Raw genomic sequence first — 16287 nt, forward strand, 5'->3', positions numbered from 1 at the left:
GCGCGAGCTAGAACAGCGCGTTGGTCAGGGCGCGACGGGCCGCGCTCACCCGCGGGTCGGTCGTGCCGACGACGTCGAACTGCGCCAAGAGGTGATCCCGAGCGGCGGCCCGCTCGTCGCCGGTGGTCTGGCGCACCAGGTCGACCAGCCGGGCGAAGGCATCCTCGACGTGGCCGCCGACGAGCTCCAGGTCGGCGGCCGCACACTGGGCCGGGACATCGGTGGGCGCCTGCGCGGCCTCGCGGCGCACCTGCACCGGGTCCATCGTCGCCGTGCGCTGCATCAGCGTCACCTGCGCCAGGCCGAGGCGGGCCTCCTCGTCCGCAGGGTCCTGTCGCAGAGCCGCGCTGTAGGCCGCGGCGGCCGCCTCGAAGTCGCCACGGTCGATGGCCTCGACGGCTTCGGCGTGCAGCGGCGGGACCTCCGGCTCCTGCTCCTCGTCGGCCGCGTCGTCTGCGAGCCCGACGTCCGCACGCCCGGTCACCCCCTGCTGGGCCGCCGCCTCGAGGAACTTGTCCATCAGCGGGCGTAACGCGCTCATCTCCTGGACGCCGAGGTAGAACGGCATCGGCTGCCCCTGCACCAGGCCGAGCACGATGGGCAGCGCGTCGACCTGGCCGAAGGTCTGCTGCAGCATCGGGGTCAGCGCCTGAAGGATCCCCGGGTTCCGGTCCAGCTCGACACCGACCACCTGGAAGCGACCCTCGTACTCGCGTGACAGTCCGACCAGCGCTTCCGCGTGCTGCCGGGACTCCGGGACCTGCGGGCTCCAGACCACCATCACCGCCGGGACCGAGGTGGTGGCGTTGACCACGGCTTCGAACGTCTGGTCCGTCGCTTCGACCATGCCCTCCGCGCCCGCCTGGGAGCCCGACGCGTCGGGCGTGGGCTTTTTGGCCAGGGAGGACAGGTCGACCGCGCCGCGCATGGCCGCGGCACTCAGGGGCTGCTGTGTCATGTTCCCATTGTCGCCGATCCGGCCCGCATTAGCCGAACGCGGCTGCAGGCCTGAGTCTGGGCTCTCAGGACCCAGCGGCGTTGATGAGCTGCTCACGGGCGGCGATCATCTCCGGCCGCGAGTCGTCCTGGGGAATGGTCAGTGCGGCGTAGACATAGGAGTCGAGCCGGGCTCGCGCGGTGATGGACTCATCATCCTCGAAGGCGAGGAAGGCCTCCGGCGGAGTCAGCTCCATCCCGTCGCGCACATCGAACTCCGACTCGCGCTTCAGGGCGGCGAACGAGACGGCCGAGCCGTCCTCACGGTAGAAGGTGTACGTCTGTGTCCTCAGCGCGTTCTTCTCGCTGAACCGGGCCTGCTCGGACACCTCATCGGCCTGCTTCTGCGCCGCCTCACGCACCTGCGGGGCGTAGCCGTTGGTCTTGATCTGCGCAGGGTCCTCGGCGCGCGGGTAGTCGACGAGCTCAGCCAGCTGGGTGAAGGCCCGCCTCGGGGACCGCGACAGGTCTCCCGCCCCCTGGCGCACCACCGGGCTGCCGACGCTGCGCCGGTCGAAGGACCCGATGTCGGTGCCCGGCAGCATCGGAGCCCACCACGCGATCCGGAACCTGTCGGGGTCGTCGTCGGGGCTGGACAGCACGAAGAGCTCTGGCGCGCCGGAGTCGGGCACCGTCTGCACCAGGATGAGCAGGGGGGACTGACCGTCCTCGCGGCTGATGGCCAGCACGTTGGGCTCGACGGGGTCGGAGATGAGGTCTCGGCGTTCCGGCTTGCCCTCGACGGCCTCCAGCTCGTCAGCCGCCAAGGCGGCGTAGTACGTGTGCCCCCGGTAGGCGGACTCGGCGTCGTCCGCGATCTCCTCGCCGTCACCGTTCTGCACCTGAGCCGCCGTGCTCAACAGGTTCGTCGCGATGTCCTGAGCCTCCTCCAGGCTCACCGAGGCGACACCCTCGGGTGCGGCGGTGACGGTGTCCGACTCTGCGGCGGAGGAGGTCTGCGAGCCGGAGTCGGAGCCGCCGGAGCCGGACGAGGAGCCTTCGGAGCCTCCGTCATCGGTATCGCTGCAGGCCGAGGCGAACAACAGGGCGGACAGCGCCGCGGCGGCGGCGAGGCGAGAACGTGTCACCCAGCGAGGGTAGACACCGCCCGCGGTGGCCACGAAATTCGTCTCGTCTAGAATCTCGCCGGCTCGGAGTAGGTGCCCCACACTTCGCGCAGAATGTCGCATATCTCACCGAGCGTGGCCTCGGCGCGGACCGCGTCCAACATCGGCGGGATCATGCTGCCGGTGCCCAGTGCCCGGTCCCGCAGCGCCCGCAGGCCGTGCTGCACGGCAGCCTCGTCCCGGGCCCCCCGGCGGGCGGCGACCATGGTGCTCTGCTCGCGTTCGACCTCATGGCTCACTCGCATGATCTCCAGCTCGTGGCTGACCGAGGCGGTGTGACAGTTGACCCCGACGATCTTCTTCTCCCCCGCCTCCAACCGGCGCTGGTAGTCGAACGCGGCCTCGGCGATCTGAGCCGAGAACCATCCGTCCTCGATGCCCCGCAGGATGCCCGAGGTCATCGTCCCCACGGGGTGCGCGGCCTTGCCGACGTCGGCGCCGCCCCCGTCCGCCTCGCTCTGACCCATGGCTCGGATGGTCGCGAAGATCTCCTCGGCCTGCCGCTCGATCTCGTCGGTGAGGGCCTCGACGTACCAGGACCCGCCCAGCGGGTCGGCCACGTTGGCGACCCCGGTCTCCTCCATCAACACCTGCTGCGTGCGCAGCGCCACTTCCGCGGACTGCTCACTGGGCAGAGCCAGGGTCTCATCCATGGCGTTGGTGTGCAGCGAGCTCGTCCCGCCCAGTACCGCGGCCAAGGCTTGGGTGGTGGTCCGCACCACGTTGTTCATCGGCTGCTGCGCGGTCAGCGAGACCCCCGCCGTCTGGGTATGGAACCGCAGCGACATGGCCTTGGCGGTCCTCGCGCCATAGACGTCGCGAGTCCACCGCGCCCAGATGCGGCGAGCTGCCCTGAACTTGGCGATCTCCTCGAAGAAGTCGAGATGGGAGTCGAAGAAGAACGAGAGGCCGGGGGCGAAGACGTCGATGTCCAGACCCCGAGCCATCCCCAGCTCGAGGTAGCCGAACCCGTCGGCGAGGGTGAACGCCAGCTCCTGGGCGGCCGTGGCCCCCGCCTCCCGGATGTGGTAGCCGGAGACCGACAGCGGCTTGTAGGCCGGGATCGTGCTGGAGGTGTACTCGATCAGGTCCCCGATCAGCCGCAGGTGTGGCTGTGGCGGGAAGAGCCACTCCTTCTGGGCGATGTACTCCTTGAAGATGTCCGTCTGGAGCGTGCCGTTGAGCGTGGAGACATCGACCCCTTGGCGCTCGGCCGCCGCCAGGTACATGCAGAAGACCGGGACGGCGGGTCCGCTGATGGTCATGGAGGTCGTCACGTCCGACAGGGTGATGTCGCGGAAGAGCTCATCCATGTCCGACGCCGAGTCGATCGCCACCCCACAGTGCCCGACCTCGCCCAGAGACTGCGGGTCGTCGCTGTCCCGGCCCATGAGGGTGGGCATGTCGAAGGCCACCGAGAGCCCTCCCCCACCGTGGGCCAGGATCATCTTGTACCGCTCGTTGGTCTGCCGGGCGTTGCCGAAGCCGGCGAACTGCCGGATCGTCCACGCCCGGCCCCGGTAGCCGGTGGCGTGCAGGCCCCGCGTATACGGGAACTGACCCGGCCAGCCGATCCGCTCCATACGCTCGTCGACCGCCTCGACCTCGCTGCTGGGCCCGTAGACCGGCTGCACGGGGGTGCCGGACAGGGTGGTGAAGTCGGCCTCGCGGACCCGCCCCTCGGCGAGCGCCTGGGCGTAGCGCGCCTCCCAGGCCGCGCGCCCGGTGGCCCGGGGCGTGGGTGCATGGTCGGAGTCAACGGCGCCGTTGGACACGCCTGCCACCCTAGCCTGGCTCCCGCTGCTAGGTTTCCCACATGGCCCGCACCGACGCGACCATCTCCTCCCCGTCCAGCACGGCCGAACCCGGTGTGTGGGCAGCTCGCCTGGCCGCCCTGGGTCCGGGGATCCTCATGGCCTCGGCCGCCATCGGCGGGTCCCACCTCATCTCCTCGACCCAGGCCGGGGCCCGCTTCGGGTGGCAGCTGGCGTTCGTGGTCGTGCTCGCGAACCTGCTGAAGTACCCCTTCTTCCGGTTCGGGCCGCAGTACACCATGGAGAGCGGCCGATCCCTGGTCGAGGGATACGCCGCCAAGGGGCGGGCCTACCTGTGGATCTTCTTCGCACTGGCCTCGGTTTCCTCGGTGATCTCCACCGCCGGGGTCGGTCTGCTGTGCGCGGTCATCCTCGGCTTCATGCTGCCGGACAGCCTGTCCGGCAGCATCCCCGTCCTGGCGACGGTGATGATGGCCTCCGCGTGGCTGCTGCTCGTCGCCGGGCACTACCGGGCGCTGGACAAGGTCACCAAGCTGATCATCCTCACGCTCACCCTCGCCACGGTGGTGGCCACGTTCATGGCGGCGTCGGCGGGGTCGGCCCGCGCCGCCGACTTCGTCGAGCCCTCACCATGGACCTGGGCGACCCTGCCGTTCCTGGTGGCCATCATGGGGTGGATGCCGGCGCCGATCGAGATCAGCGCGCTGAACTCGCTGTGGATCAGGGCCAAGCAGGAGATCAGTCCCAGCAAGATCAAGGACGTCCTGTTCGACTTCAACGTCGGCTATGTGACCTCAGCCGGGCTGGCCCTGTTCTTCCTGGCCCTGGGGGCGCTCGTGCAGTACGGCTCCGGCGTGGAGGTGGCCAACGAAGGGGGCGCCTACGTCGGCCAGCTGCTCGCGATGTACGGCACCGCCATCGGCCAGTGGGCCGTGCCGCTCATGTCGGTGATCGCGTTCGCGTGCATGTACGGCACGGTGATCACCGTGGTCGACGGTTACTCACGGGCGTGCGCCGAGTCGCTGCGACTGCTGCGCGGGCAGTCCGACTTCAGCAAGCGGTCGCTGAACATCTGGCTGACGGTCATCGCGGGCCTCGGGCTGGTCATCATTCTCGCCATGAGCTCCTCGCTGGCCGCGATGCTGACCTTCGCCATGATCAGTGCCTTCATCACCGCCCCGATCTTCGCGTGGCTCAACTTCAGTCTGGTGCGTGGTGAGAGCACGCTCAGCCCAGGGCTGCGGGTTCTGTCCTACGCAGGTCTGGTCTACCTCGGCGGCTTCGCCGTGCTGTTCGTGCTCAACTTCCTGGGTCTGGTCGGCTAGACGCCTGCGCTAGCCGGGCGGCGACCAGCGCGCGTGCTCGCCGCGGGCCCCGGCCGGCCCGCTGACCGCCCGTTCCAACGCGAGGTAGGTCAAGTAGAGCCCGGCCAGCACGGCGGTGATGTGCCAGAGCAGAGCCAGGGCCACCCCGAGGATCGTTCCGGCCGGCCAGAGCCGGCCCCAGGTCAGCGACAGGACCCAGGGCACCAACACGGCGAACACGGCACCCCACACCAGCTCGGCGACGAGGGGCCGCTGCCCCATCCACGGAAGCACGTCCCACAGGTCCAACAGGTCGAGGGTGGCCAGTCCCCCGAGGACGAGCACCAACCCGAGCGTGAGCACGAGCGCGACCCGGCGGGTGAGCTGCGGCGCCAGCCACATCGTGGTGGCCGTGACCGCCGACCACATCAGCCATGCCCGCACTGTGCCGGTGCCCAGCCCGATCATCGCCTCCCGGAAGAGCCGGTCGGCCTCGACCCGGTCGACCTCCGGGCCGAGGTGCTGACCCGGCTCGGTGAGTGCGTCGTGCAGCACCGCGGCCGGGAGGAAGACCCCGCTGCGGGGGACCAGCCAGGTGAGCAGCCGGGGTACCGACGCGAGGTCGGTGGCGAACGTCTCGCGGTCCGCGGGCACCACGAACGGCTCGGCGTGGCGGTCACTGTCGTAGCCGATCCGCCGCAGGACGGTGAAGTCGCGACCGTCGAGACTGCGCAGCTCGAGGCGGAGCGGTCCGCCGTCTGCGGCGTCGAAGAACCTAGCCATCCAGCACCTGCCGAGCGGCGGCGTAGGGGTCGAGGTCTCCGGCGGCCACCCGCTCGGCCACCTCATGCAGCGAGGAACCGTCGGGCAGGCCACGCATCCGTTCGCGCAGACGAGCCAGCGCGATCGCCTCGACCTCGCGCTCGGCCCTGCTCACCCGCCGGCGCTGCCACTCCCCCGAGGCTCGCGTGTGGTCGCGGTGCTTGCGCAAGGCGGCCACCAGCTCTTCGCGGCCTTCGCCACGGTCGGCCATCGTCTTGAGCACCGGCGGTCGCCACATCCCGGGCTGGGTGCGGTCGCCGAGGGAGATCATCTGGCGCAGCTCGCGCGCCGTGGAGTCGGCGCCGGTGCGGTCGGCCTTGTTCACCACGAGAACGTCCCCGACCTCCAGGATGCCCGCCTTGGCCGCCTGCACACCGTCGCCCATGCCCGGGGCGAGCAGCACGACGGTGGTGTCCGCCAGGCCGGTCACCTCCACCTCGCTCTGCCCCACGCCCACCGTCTCGACGATGACGACGTCACATCCGGCCCCGTCCAAGACCCGCAACGCTTGGGGTGTCGCCGCGGCCAGCCCACCCAGGTGCCCCCGGCTGGCCATGGAGCGCACGTAGACACCCGTGTCCAGCGCGTGGTCGCTCATCCGGACGCGGTCGCCCAGCAGGGCGCCCCCCGAGAAGGGCGAGGAGGGGTCAACCGCGAGGACCCCCACCCGCAGCCCCTCGTCGCGGAACGCGCGCACCAGCATGGTCGTCGTGGTGGACTTCCCGACGCCTGGGCTCCCGGTCAGCCCGATGAGCCAGGCGTGACCGGTATGCGGCGCCAGGACCGCCATGACCTCGGGCAGGGCCGGGTGGGAGTTCTCGACCAGAGTGATCAGCCGCGCGACGGCCCGGGGCGAACCCTCCCGAGCCGAGGCCACCCACGCACGGACATCGACCTCCCGGGCTCTACGCATGCCCGACGCGCAGGACGAGCGCGTCGCCCTGCCCACCACCGCCGCACAGGGCGGCCGCACCGGTCCCTCCCCCACGCCGGGCCAGCTCCATCGCCAGGTGCAGGGTGATCCGGGCTCCCGACGCGCCGATCGGATGGCCCATCGCGATGGCCCCGCCGTTGACGTTGACCCGCTCCGCGTCCATGTCGAGGTCGGTCATCGAGGCCAGGGCCACGGCCGCGAAGGCCTCGTTGACCTCGACCAGGTCCAGCCCGGCCGGGTCGATGCCGTCTTTGGCGCAGGCTGCCGAGATGGCCCGGGAGGGCTGGCTCTGCAGGCTGGAGTCCGGCCCCGCGACCACGCCGTGGGCGCCGATGTGGGCCAGGGGCTGCACGCCCAGCTCCTCGGCCTTGGACTCGCTCATCACCACCACGGCACAGGCCCCGTCACTGATGGGCGAGGCGGAGCCCGCCGTGATGGTGCCGTCAGGGTGAAAGGCGGGGGGCAGAGCGGCGAGTGCCTCCACGCTGGAGCTCTCCCGGATGCCCTCGTCGCTCTCGAACGGGACAGGGTCTCCCCGGCGCTGCGGGACAGGGACCGGCACGATCTCCTCGGCCAGCCTCCCGTCGTCCCGGGCGGCCGCCGCGCGATGGTGGCTGCGCACGGCGTAGGCGTCCTGCTCATCGCGGCTGAACCGGTGTGTGTCGGCGGAGGGACGGTTGACCGCGTCGGTGAGGCTGCCCATCGCCTGGTCGGTGAAGACGTCCCAGAGGCCGTCGACGGCCATGTGGTCGCGCAGGGTGACGTCGCCGAACTTGTACCCCGCACGGGAACGGGGCAACAGGTGCGGGGCGTTCGTCATCGACTCCTGGCCGCCGGCCACCACGACCTCGAACTCACCGGCTCGGATGAGCTGGTCGGCCATAGCGATGGCGTCGAGGCCGGACAGACACACCTTGTTGATGCTCAGGGCCGGGACGTCCATCCCGATGCCGGCGTGCACCGCAGCCTGACGCGCCGGGATCTGGCCGGCGCCGGCGGTGAGGACCTGCCCCATGATCACGTAGTCGACCTCGGAGGGGGCGACGCCTGACCGTTGCAGCGCCCCAGCGATGGCCATGCCGCCCAGCTCGGCCGCCGAGAAGTCCTTCAGCGAGCCCAGCAGTCGGCCGATCGGGGTGCGTGCCCCGGCTGCGATGACGGACATGGCGATCACTGTATCGCCGACCCGACGCCGTCAGGCCCGCGAAGCAGCAGCGCACGGCAGGTCAGCGCAGCAACGACTCGCCGACGCTCACCGTGCCCCCGATGACGGTGGCAGCGACGGACATCGCGCGCAGGCTCTCGGCCACCTCACCCGAGGGCCGGCCGGCCCGACCGGACCGGCCGAGGGGGTCGGCGTCGGTCAGCACCACGTCTCCCCGGGCGCCGGGAGCGAGACGCTGGCCGTCCACACTGGCCGCGAGCGCCTCGCGGGCGCTGATGGCCTGCTCCTCGTGCCAGCCGGGCTCCGCCGGCGGACCGCGGTGCACCGCCGTGGCCATCGCGAGCCAGGGGTCCAACGGCGCGACCGGCGCGTCCGAGCCCAGCGCCACCGGGATCCCGGCACGCAGCAGCCCACCCACCATGAACGAGCGCTCCGCGCGGTCGGGCCAGCAGTGCTCGGTCACGCTGCGGTCGTCCAGCAGGTGCGCCGGCTGCACGCTCGCCGTCACCGGCAGCCGGGCCCAGCGGGGCAGGTCGGCCGGCCGCAGCAGCTGGGCGTGCTCGATGGTGCCCCGGGCGCCGGTCACCTCGAACACCTCGAGCACCGCGCTGACCGCAGCATCACCGATCGCGTGCAACGCCGCCGAGAGGCCGTGTGCGTGACCACGGGCGACCAGCTCGACCATCTGGTGCACGCTCAGGTTGGCCTTGCCGGCAGGGTCGGCGAGGTCGCCGCCGTCGGCGTACGGCTCGCAGCACCAGGCGGTGCGCGTGTTCAGCGAACCGTCGGAGATGATCTTCAGGGGCCCCTGCGTCACCATGCCGCCGGTGCCGGGCAGGGTCGTGCCGGTGCGCCACCCCATGGCGATGATCTCCTCCAGGCGGGCCGGGTAGACCCCGGTGCGAACGCGCCACGGGCCCACCCCCGCGGCGTACCGTTGCGGCCACTGCTCCCACGGGCGCGCGAACTCCAGGTCGACGATGCCCACTACCCCGCGTTCCCGGGCGCGCTGCACGGCCAGCGGGATCCCGGCCTCGCTTTCCGCCTCCGCGCCGGGCAGCGAGTCCAGCGTCCCGTACAGGTCGAACCACTCCTCCTCGGCGACCACGTCCTGACGCGGTGAGACGCCGAGCAGCCGTTGCGCCGCCGAGTTCACCCAGCCGTGGTGGCCGTCGCCACTGATCAGGACCACCGGGGTGGATCCGGAGACGGCGTCCAGCTCGGCCACCGTGGGCTGCCGCGGCCATTCGGCCAGCCGATGGCCCCATCCGGTCAGCATCCCCGTGGGCGTGTGCGCCGCTCCGTGCCGCAGAGCCTGAGCCACCAGGCGGCAGGCATGGCCCGGGTCCGCCGCCGCTGAGGTGTCCAGCCGGCTGTACGACAGCGCCCACTGCGTCATGTGCACGTGGTGGTCCCACAGGCCGGGCAGGGCCCACCGACCCTGGGCCGCGAGCACGGGCACCGAGGCCCCGGGCCTGAGGCTGCCGCCCGGTGCCACCTCGTCGATGCGTCCGTCGCGGATCCGGATGTCGACCGTCGCACCGGAGTCCCGGGTTGCTCCGCTCTCGTCCTGGCCCGCCCGTCCTGTCGGGTCCAGCGGGACCATGCGAGCGTCCTGGACCACGAGCTCGCTCATGGCCGAAACCGTACGCTGCCCCGCGGCCGGTACCCTCACCGGCATGACTGCGGACCTGAGTGCCCTGGTGCAAGCCGTCGACCATGTCGGCATCGCGGTACCCGACCTGGACGCGGCCATCGCCTTCCACTGCGAGACCTTCGGGCTCCGGGTGACCCACCGCGAGGAGAACGAGGACCAGGGGGTGGTCGAGGCGATGCTGACCCCCGCCGCCGGCGGGAACGGAGCCGCCGTCCAGCTGCTGGCACCGCTGCGGCCGGACTGCGCCATCGCACGGTTCCTGGAGCGCAGCGGGCCGGGACTGCAGCAGCTCGCCTACCGGGTGCGCGACGTCGAGGCCGCGGCGGCCCGCCTGCGTGAGGACGGAGTCCGCGTTCTGTACGACAGCCCCCGGCGCGGGACCGGCGGGAGCCTGATCAACTTCGCCCATCCCAAGGACACCGGCGGGGTGCTCATCGAGCTGGTCCAGCCCAGCACGACCTCACCCGAGGACGCGAGCTAGCGAGCCGAGGACTCACCGACCACGAGGTCGGCGTCGACCTCGGTGGGCAGCTCCCCCACCTCGGGAGCCACGACCGACACGATCTCGTTCAGGGCCCGGCGCACCATCTTCTCCCCGACCCACAGGTGCTTGCAGCTCTCGATCCCCTTCACCTCAGCCTGCCTCAACGGTGCGAAGCGCTCAGCTGCCTCACCGGGCTGCAGGAAGTCGTCGTGCTCGGGCACCAACGCCACGACCGGCCGACCGAAGTCGGCCCAGTGCTCGAGGTGCTCACGCCCTGCCTTACGCAACGGCGGGCTCAGCAGGATCGCCCCCTCGATGGAGGGATCGGCCCCGTGCATGAGGGCCAGGTCGGTGCCGAACGACCAGCCCACCAGCCACCGGCGTGGCAGCCTGGGCGTCTCGTGGAACTCGGCGTACTCGATCGCCGCCGCCACGTCGAACCGCTCGTCCCCTCCCTCGTCGAATGTTCCCTCGCTCCTTCCCCGCGGCGAGGAGGTGCCCCGGGTGTTGAAGCGCAACACGGCCACGTCGGCCAGCGCCGGTAGACGGTAGGAGGCCTTCTTCAGCACGTGCGAGTCCATATACCCGCCCTCGGTCGGCAACGGGTGCAACGTCACCAGCGTGGCCACGGGTTCGCGCTCCAGCGGCAGGGCAAGCTCTCCGACCAGCCTCACCCCGTCGGCGGTGTGCAGCTCGATGTCCTCCCGGCGCGCGGCGAGGACGGTGTTCGACCGGATCTGATCGGTGCCGCTCATGGCGCCTCACTGTAGTGCGGCGCGCAGGCCGCTCAGGCGAAAGAGCCTCCCGGCTTGCGACGCTCGCGGGCAGCCCAGCAGCGGGTGTGCCAGTGCCGACGGTTCTCCACCCCGTGCATGGTCTGGCTGGGCCAGGCCACGGTGTGGGGCGTGGAGGCGAGCACCTGCTGCTGACAGCCGGGGCATCGGAAGGCACGCCCCGAGTCGTTCCCCCGCACCTCGCGCACCGTCCACAGGGTCCCGGCGAAGCGCACGGTGTTCGGGGGCCGCTCGGCACCCGCGCCGGGGGCGCGCGCCGGGGCCCCGCGTTGACCCGGGCGACGGCGCGGGCGGTTGGACCGCGGCATGCACCGATCCTGCCACGGCGGCGCGGGGCGCCGAGGCACTACAGTCGGTGGGCGTGCGCGTGGTCATAGCTCGGTGCAACGTGGACTACCAGGGCGCCCTCGAGGCTCATCTGCCCACGGCGACCCGCCTGCTGGTCCTCAAGGCCGACGGTTCGGTGCTGGTCCACTCCGACGGCGGCTCCTACAAGCCGTTGAACTGGATGTCGCCCCCGTGCCGGCTCGTCGAGCTCGAGCCCGGCGACCTGGAGGCCGCCGAGGGGGTATGCGCGGTATGGCTGGTGCAACACGCCAAGCGCGAGGAGACGTTGCGCATCCGTCTCTTCGAGATCCTCAGCGACACGGCGCACGACCTCGGGATCGACCCCGGGTTGGTCAAGAGCGGCGTGGAGGCGCAGCTGCAGGAGCTGCTGGCCGAGCACATCCATACCCTCGGCGAGGGTTATCGCCTGCTGCGGCGCGAGTACCCGACGGCGATCGGTCCGGTGGACATCCTCTGCCGTGACGAGCACGGGCAGACGGTCGCCGTGGAGATCAAACGTCGCGGGGACATCGACGGCGTGGAGCAGCTGACCCGCTACCTGGAGCTGCTGAACCGCGACCCCCACCTGCGCCCGGTCGGGGGTGTCTTCGCCGCCCAGGCGATTCGGCCACAGGCCAAGGTCCTGGCCACCGACCGCGGGATCCGGTGCGTCACGCTGGACTACGAGGCCCTTCGGGGCCTCGACGACGCTGAGCAGCGCCTGTTCTGACGCCGACCACCGCTCGTCCTGAGGTGGTCTTCGGGCTCGGCGGATGAGGCACAATGCACCGATGACCCGACGCGCTGCCATCGCCGCGCCCAACCCGACCGCGACCCAGTCGGCGCTGGAGGTGCTGGCCGATGGCGGTAACGCCCTGGACGCCACCGTGGCGGCCATGGTCGCCGCCTCCGTGACCGAACCGGGGATCATCAGTCCACTGGGCGGCTGCTACATCAACCTGTGGCCCGAGCACGGTTCGCCGGTGGTCGTAGACGGCAACGTCGAGATGCCCGGTCGGGGGGCATCCCGCGATCGTTTCGGGCAGGGCCTGATCGAGTGCGTGACCACCTACGGCGGCGGTCTGACCACGTACGCGGGGCCCGGCTCGGTGGCCACCCCGGGCATGTTCGCCGCGATGGGCTGGGCCCACGACCGCTTCGGAGCGGCGCCTTGGGCCGACCTGCTCGCCCCTGCCGTGCGAGCGGTCGACCACGGCTTCTGCGTGAGCCGGACGGCCGAGACCTACAGCAGTCTCGTGGCCGACAGCATCTTCGCCTGGGACCCGGTCACCCGGGACGTCTACACCCGGGAGGGCGCGCCGCTGCGGGCCGGCGACCTCATCGTGGACGCCGACCTGGCGGCGACCCTGGAGGTGATCGCGGCCGAGGGAGCCTCGGTGGTCTACACCGGCGAGGTGGGCCACGCCTTGGCCGACGACGTGCAGGCCCGAGGCGGCCTGCTCACCCGGGCCGACCTCGCTGCCTACACGCCGGTGGTGCGCGACGCGCTGCGTGCCCGGCTACGCGACTGGGACCTGGCGTGCAACCCGCCCCCGGCGATCGGCGGCCCAGTGCTCACGGCGATGGTGCGCTTGCTGGGCAGCGCAGACCAGCGACCGGTCACCGCCAAGGATGCCGCCACGGTGATGCGCCGCGTGCTGGACATCCGCCTGTCGAGGATGGACGTCGCATCCGACCTCGAGGCCGCGGGCAGCGATCTTCTGGCGCAGATCGCCCGGAGCTCCGGCGATGTGCTCCCCACCCCGGCCTCGACCGCTCACGTCTCGGTGGTGGACAGCGAGGGGATGGCGTGTGCCATCACGGCCTCCTCCGGCTACGGGTCGGGGATGACGGTCGCGGGCTCCGGCATGCTGGCCAACAACGCCCTGGGCGAGCCAGAGCTCAACCGCCGCGGCATGCACTCGCTGCGACCCGGGACCCGGATGGCCTCGAACATGGCGCCCACCACGGCGAAACACCCCGACGGGACCGTGCTGTCCATCGGGACGCCCGGTGCCGACCGCATCACCACCGCACTGGCCCAGGTGCTCCTGCACGTCTGCGTTCACGGCGAGTCCCTCCAGGAAGCGATCGACCGACCGCGGATGCACGTCCGTCATCTCGACGACGGATCGGTGCGGATCGACTACGAGCGCGATCCCGACCTCGCCGCGGTGCTGGAGGATGTGGGTCTGCCGCTGCACGAGCATGAGCCCCACGCGATGTTCTTCGGTGGGGTGGGCGCCGCCCTGCGTCACCCGGACGGCGCCCTCAGCGCGGGAGCCGACCCGCGTCGCGCGGCCGCCACCGCGGTCGGCTGACGCCCGTGGGCGCCGACAACGACAACGTGGAGCTCATGGACCTCGTGGACCTCGTGGACCTCGATCCGGCCACCCTGCACCAGGCCGGCCCCCTGAAGTGGGCGCAGGAGGAGTCGTGGGTCATCCCCGCCTGGGTGGCTGAGATGGACTTCGCTGTCGCCCCGCCGATCCAACGGGCGGTGGAGAGGCACGTGGGGCTCGGGGTCTTCGGCTACCCCGACCCGCGTGACCGCCACCGGGTGGCTCAGGCCTTTGCGGCCTTCGCCGAGAGACAGTGGTCGGGGGCCGTGGACCCCGGTCTGGTGTTGCTGGTGGGGGACGTCATGGAGGGACTGGCCCTGACCCTGCGCCACGCCATGCGTCCGGGTCCTCTCCTCGTCCCCACTCCTGTCTACGCGCCCTTCCACGTGCTGGCCGAGTCCTGCGGCCGTGCGGTCGTCCCGGTGCCGCTCGTGCGCCGGGGTGCGGCCGACGACTGGCCGGGGCGGCTCACCCTCGACATCGAGACGATCGAGGCCCACGCCGCTGCGGGAGCGAGCGGACTGCTACTCGCCCAGCCGCACAACCCCGTGGGCCGCTGCTATACAGCGCCGGAGCTGACCGCGCTGAGCGAGGTGGCGCAGCGGTACGACCTGCATGTCGTCAGCGACGAGATCCACGCCGGGCTGACGCTGCCCGGCCATACCCACGTGCCTTTCGCGTCCGTGGCCGCACCGGACGCCGCGCTCACGACTCTGGTCTCGGCCACCAAGGCGTTCAACATGCCCGGGCTGCGTTGCGCCCAGCTGGTCAGCCACCGCGCCCGTGACCATGCTCTGCTCGCGTCGCTGCACCCGGTGCTGAACCACTCGATGACCACCCTCGGTCAACGCGCCACCGTGGCGGCCTACCTCCACGGCGACGCCTGGCTGGACCGCGTCCGCTCGCGCATTGCCAGCAACCACGGTCTCTTCCGGGCAGCCCTGGCGGAGACGGTGCCCCAGGTGCGTATCGAACGCGCGGAAGCGACGTACCTGGCCTGGCTGGACGTCTCAGAGCTGACGGTGCCCGATGCGGCTGGTTCGGCTCTCGCGGAGGGGGTGCACCTGGACGGCCAGGGCGCCGGCTATGGGCCCGGGGGCGGTGGCCATGTCCGGGTGAACCTGGCCACCGCCCCCGGCCGCGTCGAGGAGATCGCGGCTCGCCTGGCCCGCGCCTGGGGCCGAGGCGGCTGAGGCCGTCGCGCGCCCGGGACGACGGCTGCGAGGATGGGCTCATGGTCACTCTCTCGCGCATCTACACCCGCACCGGAGACGACGGAACCACGGGCCTGGGCGACTTCAGCCGGACCTCGAAGACCGATCCGCGGCTCGTCGCGTACGCGGACACCGACGAGGCCAACGCCGCCCTGGGCATCGCCGCGACCACGGGTGGCATCCCGGACGCGATGGCGCATGTAGTGCGACGAGTGCAGAACGACCTCTTCGACGTCGGCGCCGACCTGTGCACGCCCCTGCGGACGACGTACGAGCATCAGCCGCTGCGCGTACACCCGCGCTGGGTCACCGACCTCGAGCACGACTGCGACTCCTTCAACGAGGGACTCTCGTCCCTTCGCTCCTTCGTGCTTCCGAGCGGGTCGCCCCTGGCCGCGGCCTTCCACGTGGCTCGTACGGTGACGCGTCGCGCCGAGCGCTCGGTCTGGGCAGCGATCGACGTCTACGGGACGCAGCCCGCGCCCGAGGCGGCACCTCCCGGCCAGGGCGGGGTGAACCCGCTGACGGCGGCCTACCTCAACCGCCTGTCCGACCTGCTGTTCATCCTGTCGCGGGCGGCCAACCACAACGCGGGCGGAGACGTCCTCTGGGTTCCGGGTGGCGGACGCGAGACGCATGCGCGCGCAGAGCACGAGGACAGCGACGACCGCGAGCAGCAGGAGGACTGAGGACGGGTCGGAGCCTTAGGCCACACCCGCGTTCCATCCGGGCGGGCCCGCCTCCACCCACGAGCGCAGGGCCGTGTAGCGGGCCGGACTGACCGCGAGCTCGAAGGTCTGTTCCCCGTAGCGACACGGCACGGTCACCATCTCCACGCCTCGCAACCGCTGCGAGATGTCCTGCCCGTCGATCCACGACCCGATTCCGACCTCGAGGTCGAAGCGGTCCCAGCGCAGCGCCCGCGAACGCCCCAACGGTCCTGGTCTGCGGTACAGCAACCGGTCGTCCTGGTAGACGAGCATCCCCATCGTCCATCGATCGTGGTCCTCAGCCCGCAGGCCCGCGGGGAACCGGCGCGCACCCGAGCGGCGGGTGCCGGTCGACGATACGGCGGTCCAGCCCCACGTCCCTAGCAGAAGCAGCACCGCAACGCCGATCGCGACGACGTAGAGCAGTACTGAACTCACCCCTGCGCTCAGCCGGAGGAACTGCTCATGTTCGAGGCGTCGACCTGCTCCGCGACGATGGTGACGCGGTCGTGGTCGACGGAGACGAACCCCTTGTCGATGGTGGCGGTCTCGGTGCCGCCGGAGGCTTGAATTCGTACCTCACCACCGACGAGGACACCGAGGACGGGGGTGTGGCCGGGCATGATGCCCAGCTCA

Annotated in this window: 17 protein-coding genes; 6 read left to right on the forward strand and 11 right to left on the reverse strand. The window is 71.3% G+C overall.

Going from position 1 to position 16287, the window contains the following annotated elements:
- Positions 1-7: 7 nt before the first annotated feature.
- From VJ976_RS08765 to VJ976_RS08775, 3 genes are all read right to left on the reverse strand, one after another.
- Positions 8-958 (reverse strand): tetratricopeptide repeat protein, encoded by a 951-nt coding sequence (locus tag VJ976_RS08765; protein WP_324099824.1) that lies wholly within the window; start codon positions 956-958, stop codon positions 8-10.
- Positions 959-1022: 64 nt separating this feature from the next.
- Positions 1023-2084 (reverse strand): hypothetical protein, encoded by a 1062-nt coding sequence (locus VJ976_RS08770; protein WP_324099825.1) that lies wholly within the window; start codon positions 2082-2084, stop codon positions 1023-1025.
- Between the two features lie 47 nt (positions 2085-2131).
- The gene (locus VJ976_RS08775; RefSeq protein ID WP_324099826.1) at positions 2132-3898 is read right to left on the reverse strand and encodes an acyl-CoA mutase large subunit family protein; all 1767 of its coding nucleotides are present in this window, start codon (positions 3896-3898) and stop codon (positions 2132-2134) included.
- 41 nt (positions 3899-3939) lie between these two features.
- Between VJ976_RS08775 and VJ976_RS08780 the strand changes: the two genes are divergently transcribed.
- Positions 3940-5223: an NRAMP family divalent metal transporter gene (locus tag VJ976_RS08780; RefSeq protein WP_324099827.1), complete on the forward strand. Its 1284-nt coding sequence runs from the start codon at positions 3940-3942 to the stop codon at positions 5221-5223.
- A gap of 9 nt (positions 5224-5232) precedes the next feature.
- On the opposite strand, the gene VJ976_RS08785 is transcribed toward VJ976_RS08780, so the two are convergent.
- The 4 genes from VJ976_RS08785 to VJ976_RS08800 form a co-directional block, all read right to left on the reverse strand.
- A complete protein-coding gene (locus tag VJ976_RS08785) occupies positions 5233-5985 on the reverse strand; it encodes a DUF1353 domain-containing protein (protein ID WP_324099828.1) in 753 nt (250 codons plus the stop codon).
- A complete protein-coding gene (gene meaB / locus VJ976_RS08790) occupies positions 5978-6937 on the reverse strand; it encodes a methylmalonyl Co-A mutase-associated GTPase MeaB (protein ID WP_324099829.1) in 960 nt (319 codons plus the stop codon). Before meaB ends, VJ976_RS08785 begins: the two co-directional genes overlap by 8 nt.
- Entirely contained in the window at positions 6930-8123 is a 1194-nt protein-coding gene (locus tag VJ976_RS08795) for an acetyl-CoA C-acetyltransferase (RefSeq protein ID WP_324099830.1), read from the reverse strand. Before VJ976_RS08795 ends, meaB begins: the two co-directional genes overlap by 8 nt.
- A 61-nt stretch (positions 8124-8184) precedes the next feature.
- Positions 8185-9759, reverse strand: a complete 1575-nt coding sequence (locus tag VJ976_RS08800) for an amidohydrolase (protein ID WP_324099831.1) — start codon at positions 9757-9759, stop codon at positions 8185-8187.
- A gap of 43 nt (positions 9760-9802) precedes the next feature.
- Here VJ976_RS08800 and mce point away from each other — a divergent pair, with 43 nt between their 5' ends.
- A complete protein-coding gene (gene mce, locus VJ976_RS08805; RefSeq protein ID WP_324099832.1) occupies positions 9803-10261 on the forward strand; it encodes a methylmalonyl-CoA epimerase in 459 nt (152 codons plus the stop codon).
- Here mce and VJ976_RS08810 read toward each other — a convergent pair.
- Together VJ976_RS08810 and VJ976_RS08815 are read right to left on the reverse strand one after the other, a co-directional pair.
- Positions 10258-11019, reverse strand: a complete 762-nt coding sequence (locus VJ976_RS08810) for an alpha/beta hydrolase (RefSeq protein ID WP_324099833.1) — start codon at positions 11017-11019, stop codon at positions 10258-10260. The two genes, mce and VJ976_RS08810, sit on opposite strands and share 4 nt — an antisense overlap.
- Before the next feature lie 32 nt (positions 11020-11051).
- A complete protein-coding gene (locus VJ976_RS08815; protein ID WP_324099834.1) occupies positions 11052-11366 on the reverse strand; it encodes a hypothetical protein in 315 nt (104 codons plus the stop codon).
- Between the two features lie 53 nt (positions 11367-11419).
- Here VJ976_RS08815 and nucS point away from each other — a divergent pair, with 53 nt between their 5' ends.
- From nucS to VJ976_RS08835, 4 genes are all read left to right on the forward strand, one after another.
- Positions 11420-12115, forward strand: coding sequence for an endonuclease NucS (gene nucS, locus VJ976_RS08820; protein WP_324099835.1), 696 nt, complete (start codon positions 11420-11422; stop codon positions 12113-12115).
- Between the two features lie 61 nt (positions 12116-12176).
- The gene (locus VJ976_RS08825; RefSeq protein WP_324099836.1) at positions 12177-13706 is read left to right on the forward strand and encodes a gamma-glutamyltransferase; all 1530 of its coding nucleotides are present in this window, start codon (positions 12177-12179) and stop codon (positions 13704-13706) included.
- A gap of 5 nt (positions 13707-13711) precedes the next feature.
- The gene (locus VJ976_RS08830; protein WP_324099837.1) at positions 13712-14920 is read left to right on the forward strand and encodes a MalY/PatB family protein; all 1209 of its coding nucleotides are present in this window, start codon (positions 13712-13714) and stop codon (positions 14918-14920) included.
- A 41-nt stretch (positions 14921-14961) separates the two neighbouring features.
- Positions 14962-15630: a cob(I)yrinic acid a,c-diamide adenosyltransferase gene (locus VJ976_RS08835; RefSeq protein WP_324099838.1), complete on the forward strand. Its 669-nt coding sequence runs from the start codon at positions 14962-14964 to the stop codon at positions 15628-15630.
- A 15-nt stretch (positions 15631-15645) separates the two neighbouring features.
- On the opposite strand, the gene VJ976_RS08840 is transcribed toward VJ976_RS08835, so the two are convergent.
- Both VJ976_RS08840 and VJ976_RS08845 read right to left on the reverse strand, forming a co-directional pair.
- Complete coding sequence (locus VJ976_RS08840) at positions 15646-16089, reverse strand: DUF2550 family protein (RefSeq protein WP_324099839.1); 444 nt, start codon at positions 16087-16089, stop codon at positions 15646-15648.
- Positions 16090-16097: 8 nt separating this feature from the next.
- Positions 16098-16287 (reverse strand): F0F1 ATP synthase subunit epsilon (locus VJ976_RS08845; RefSeq protein ID WP_324099840.1); only part of this gene is annotated, 190 nt, incomplete at its 5' end.

The organism is Ornithinimicrobium sp. (genome assembly GCF_035267225.1).
In the GTDB taxonomy this organism is placed as follows: domain Bacteria; phylum Actinomycetota; class Actinomycetes; order Actinomycetales; family Dermatophilaceae; genus Ornithinicoccus.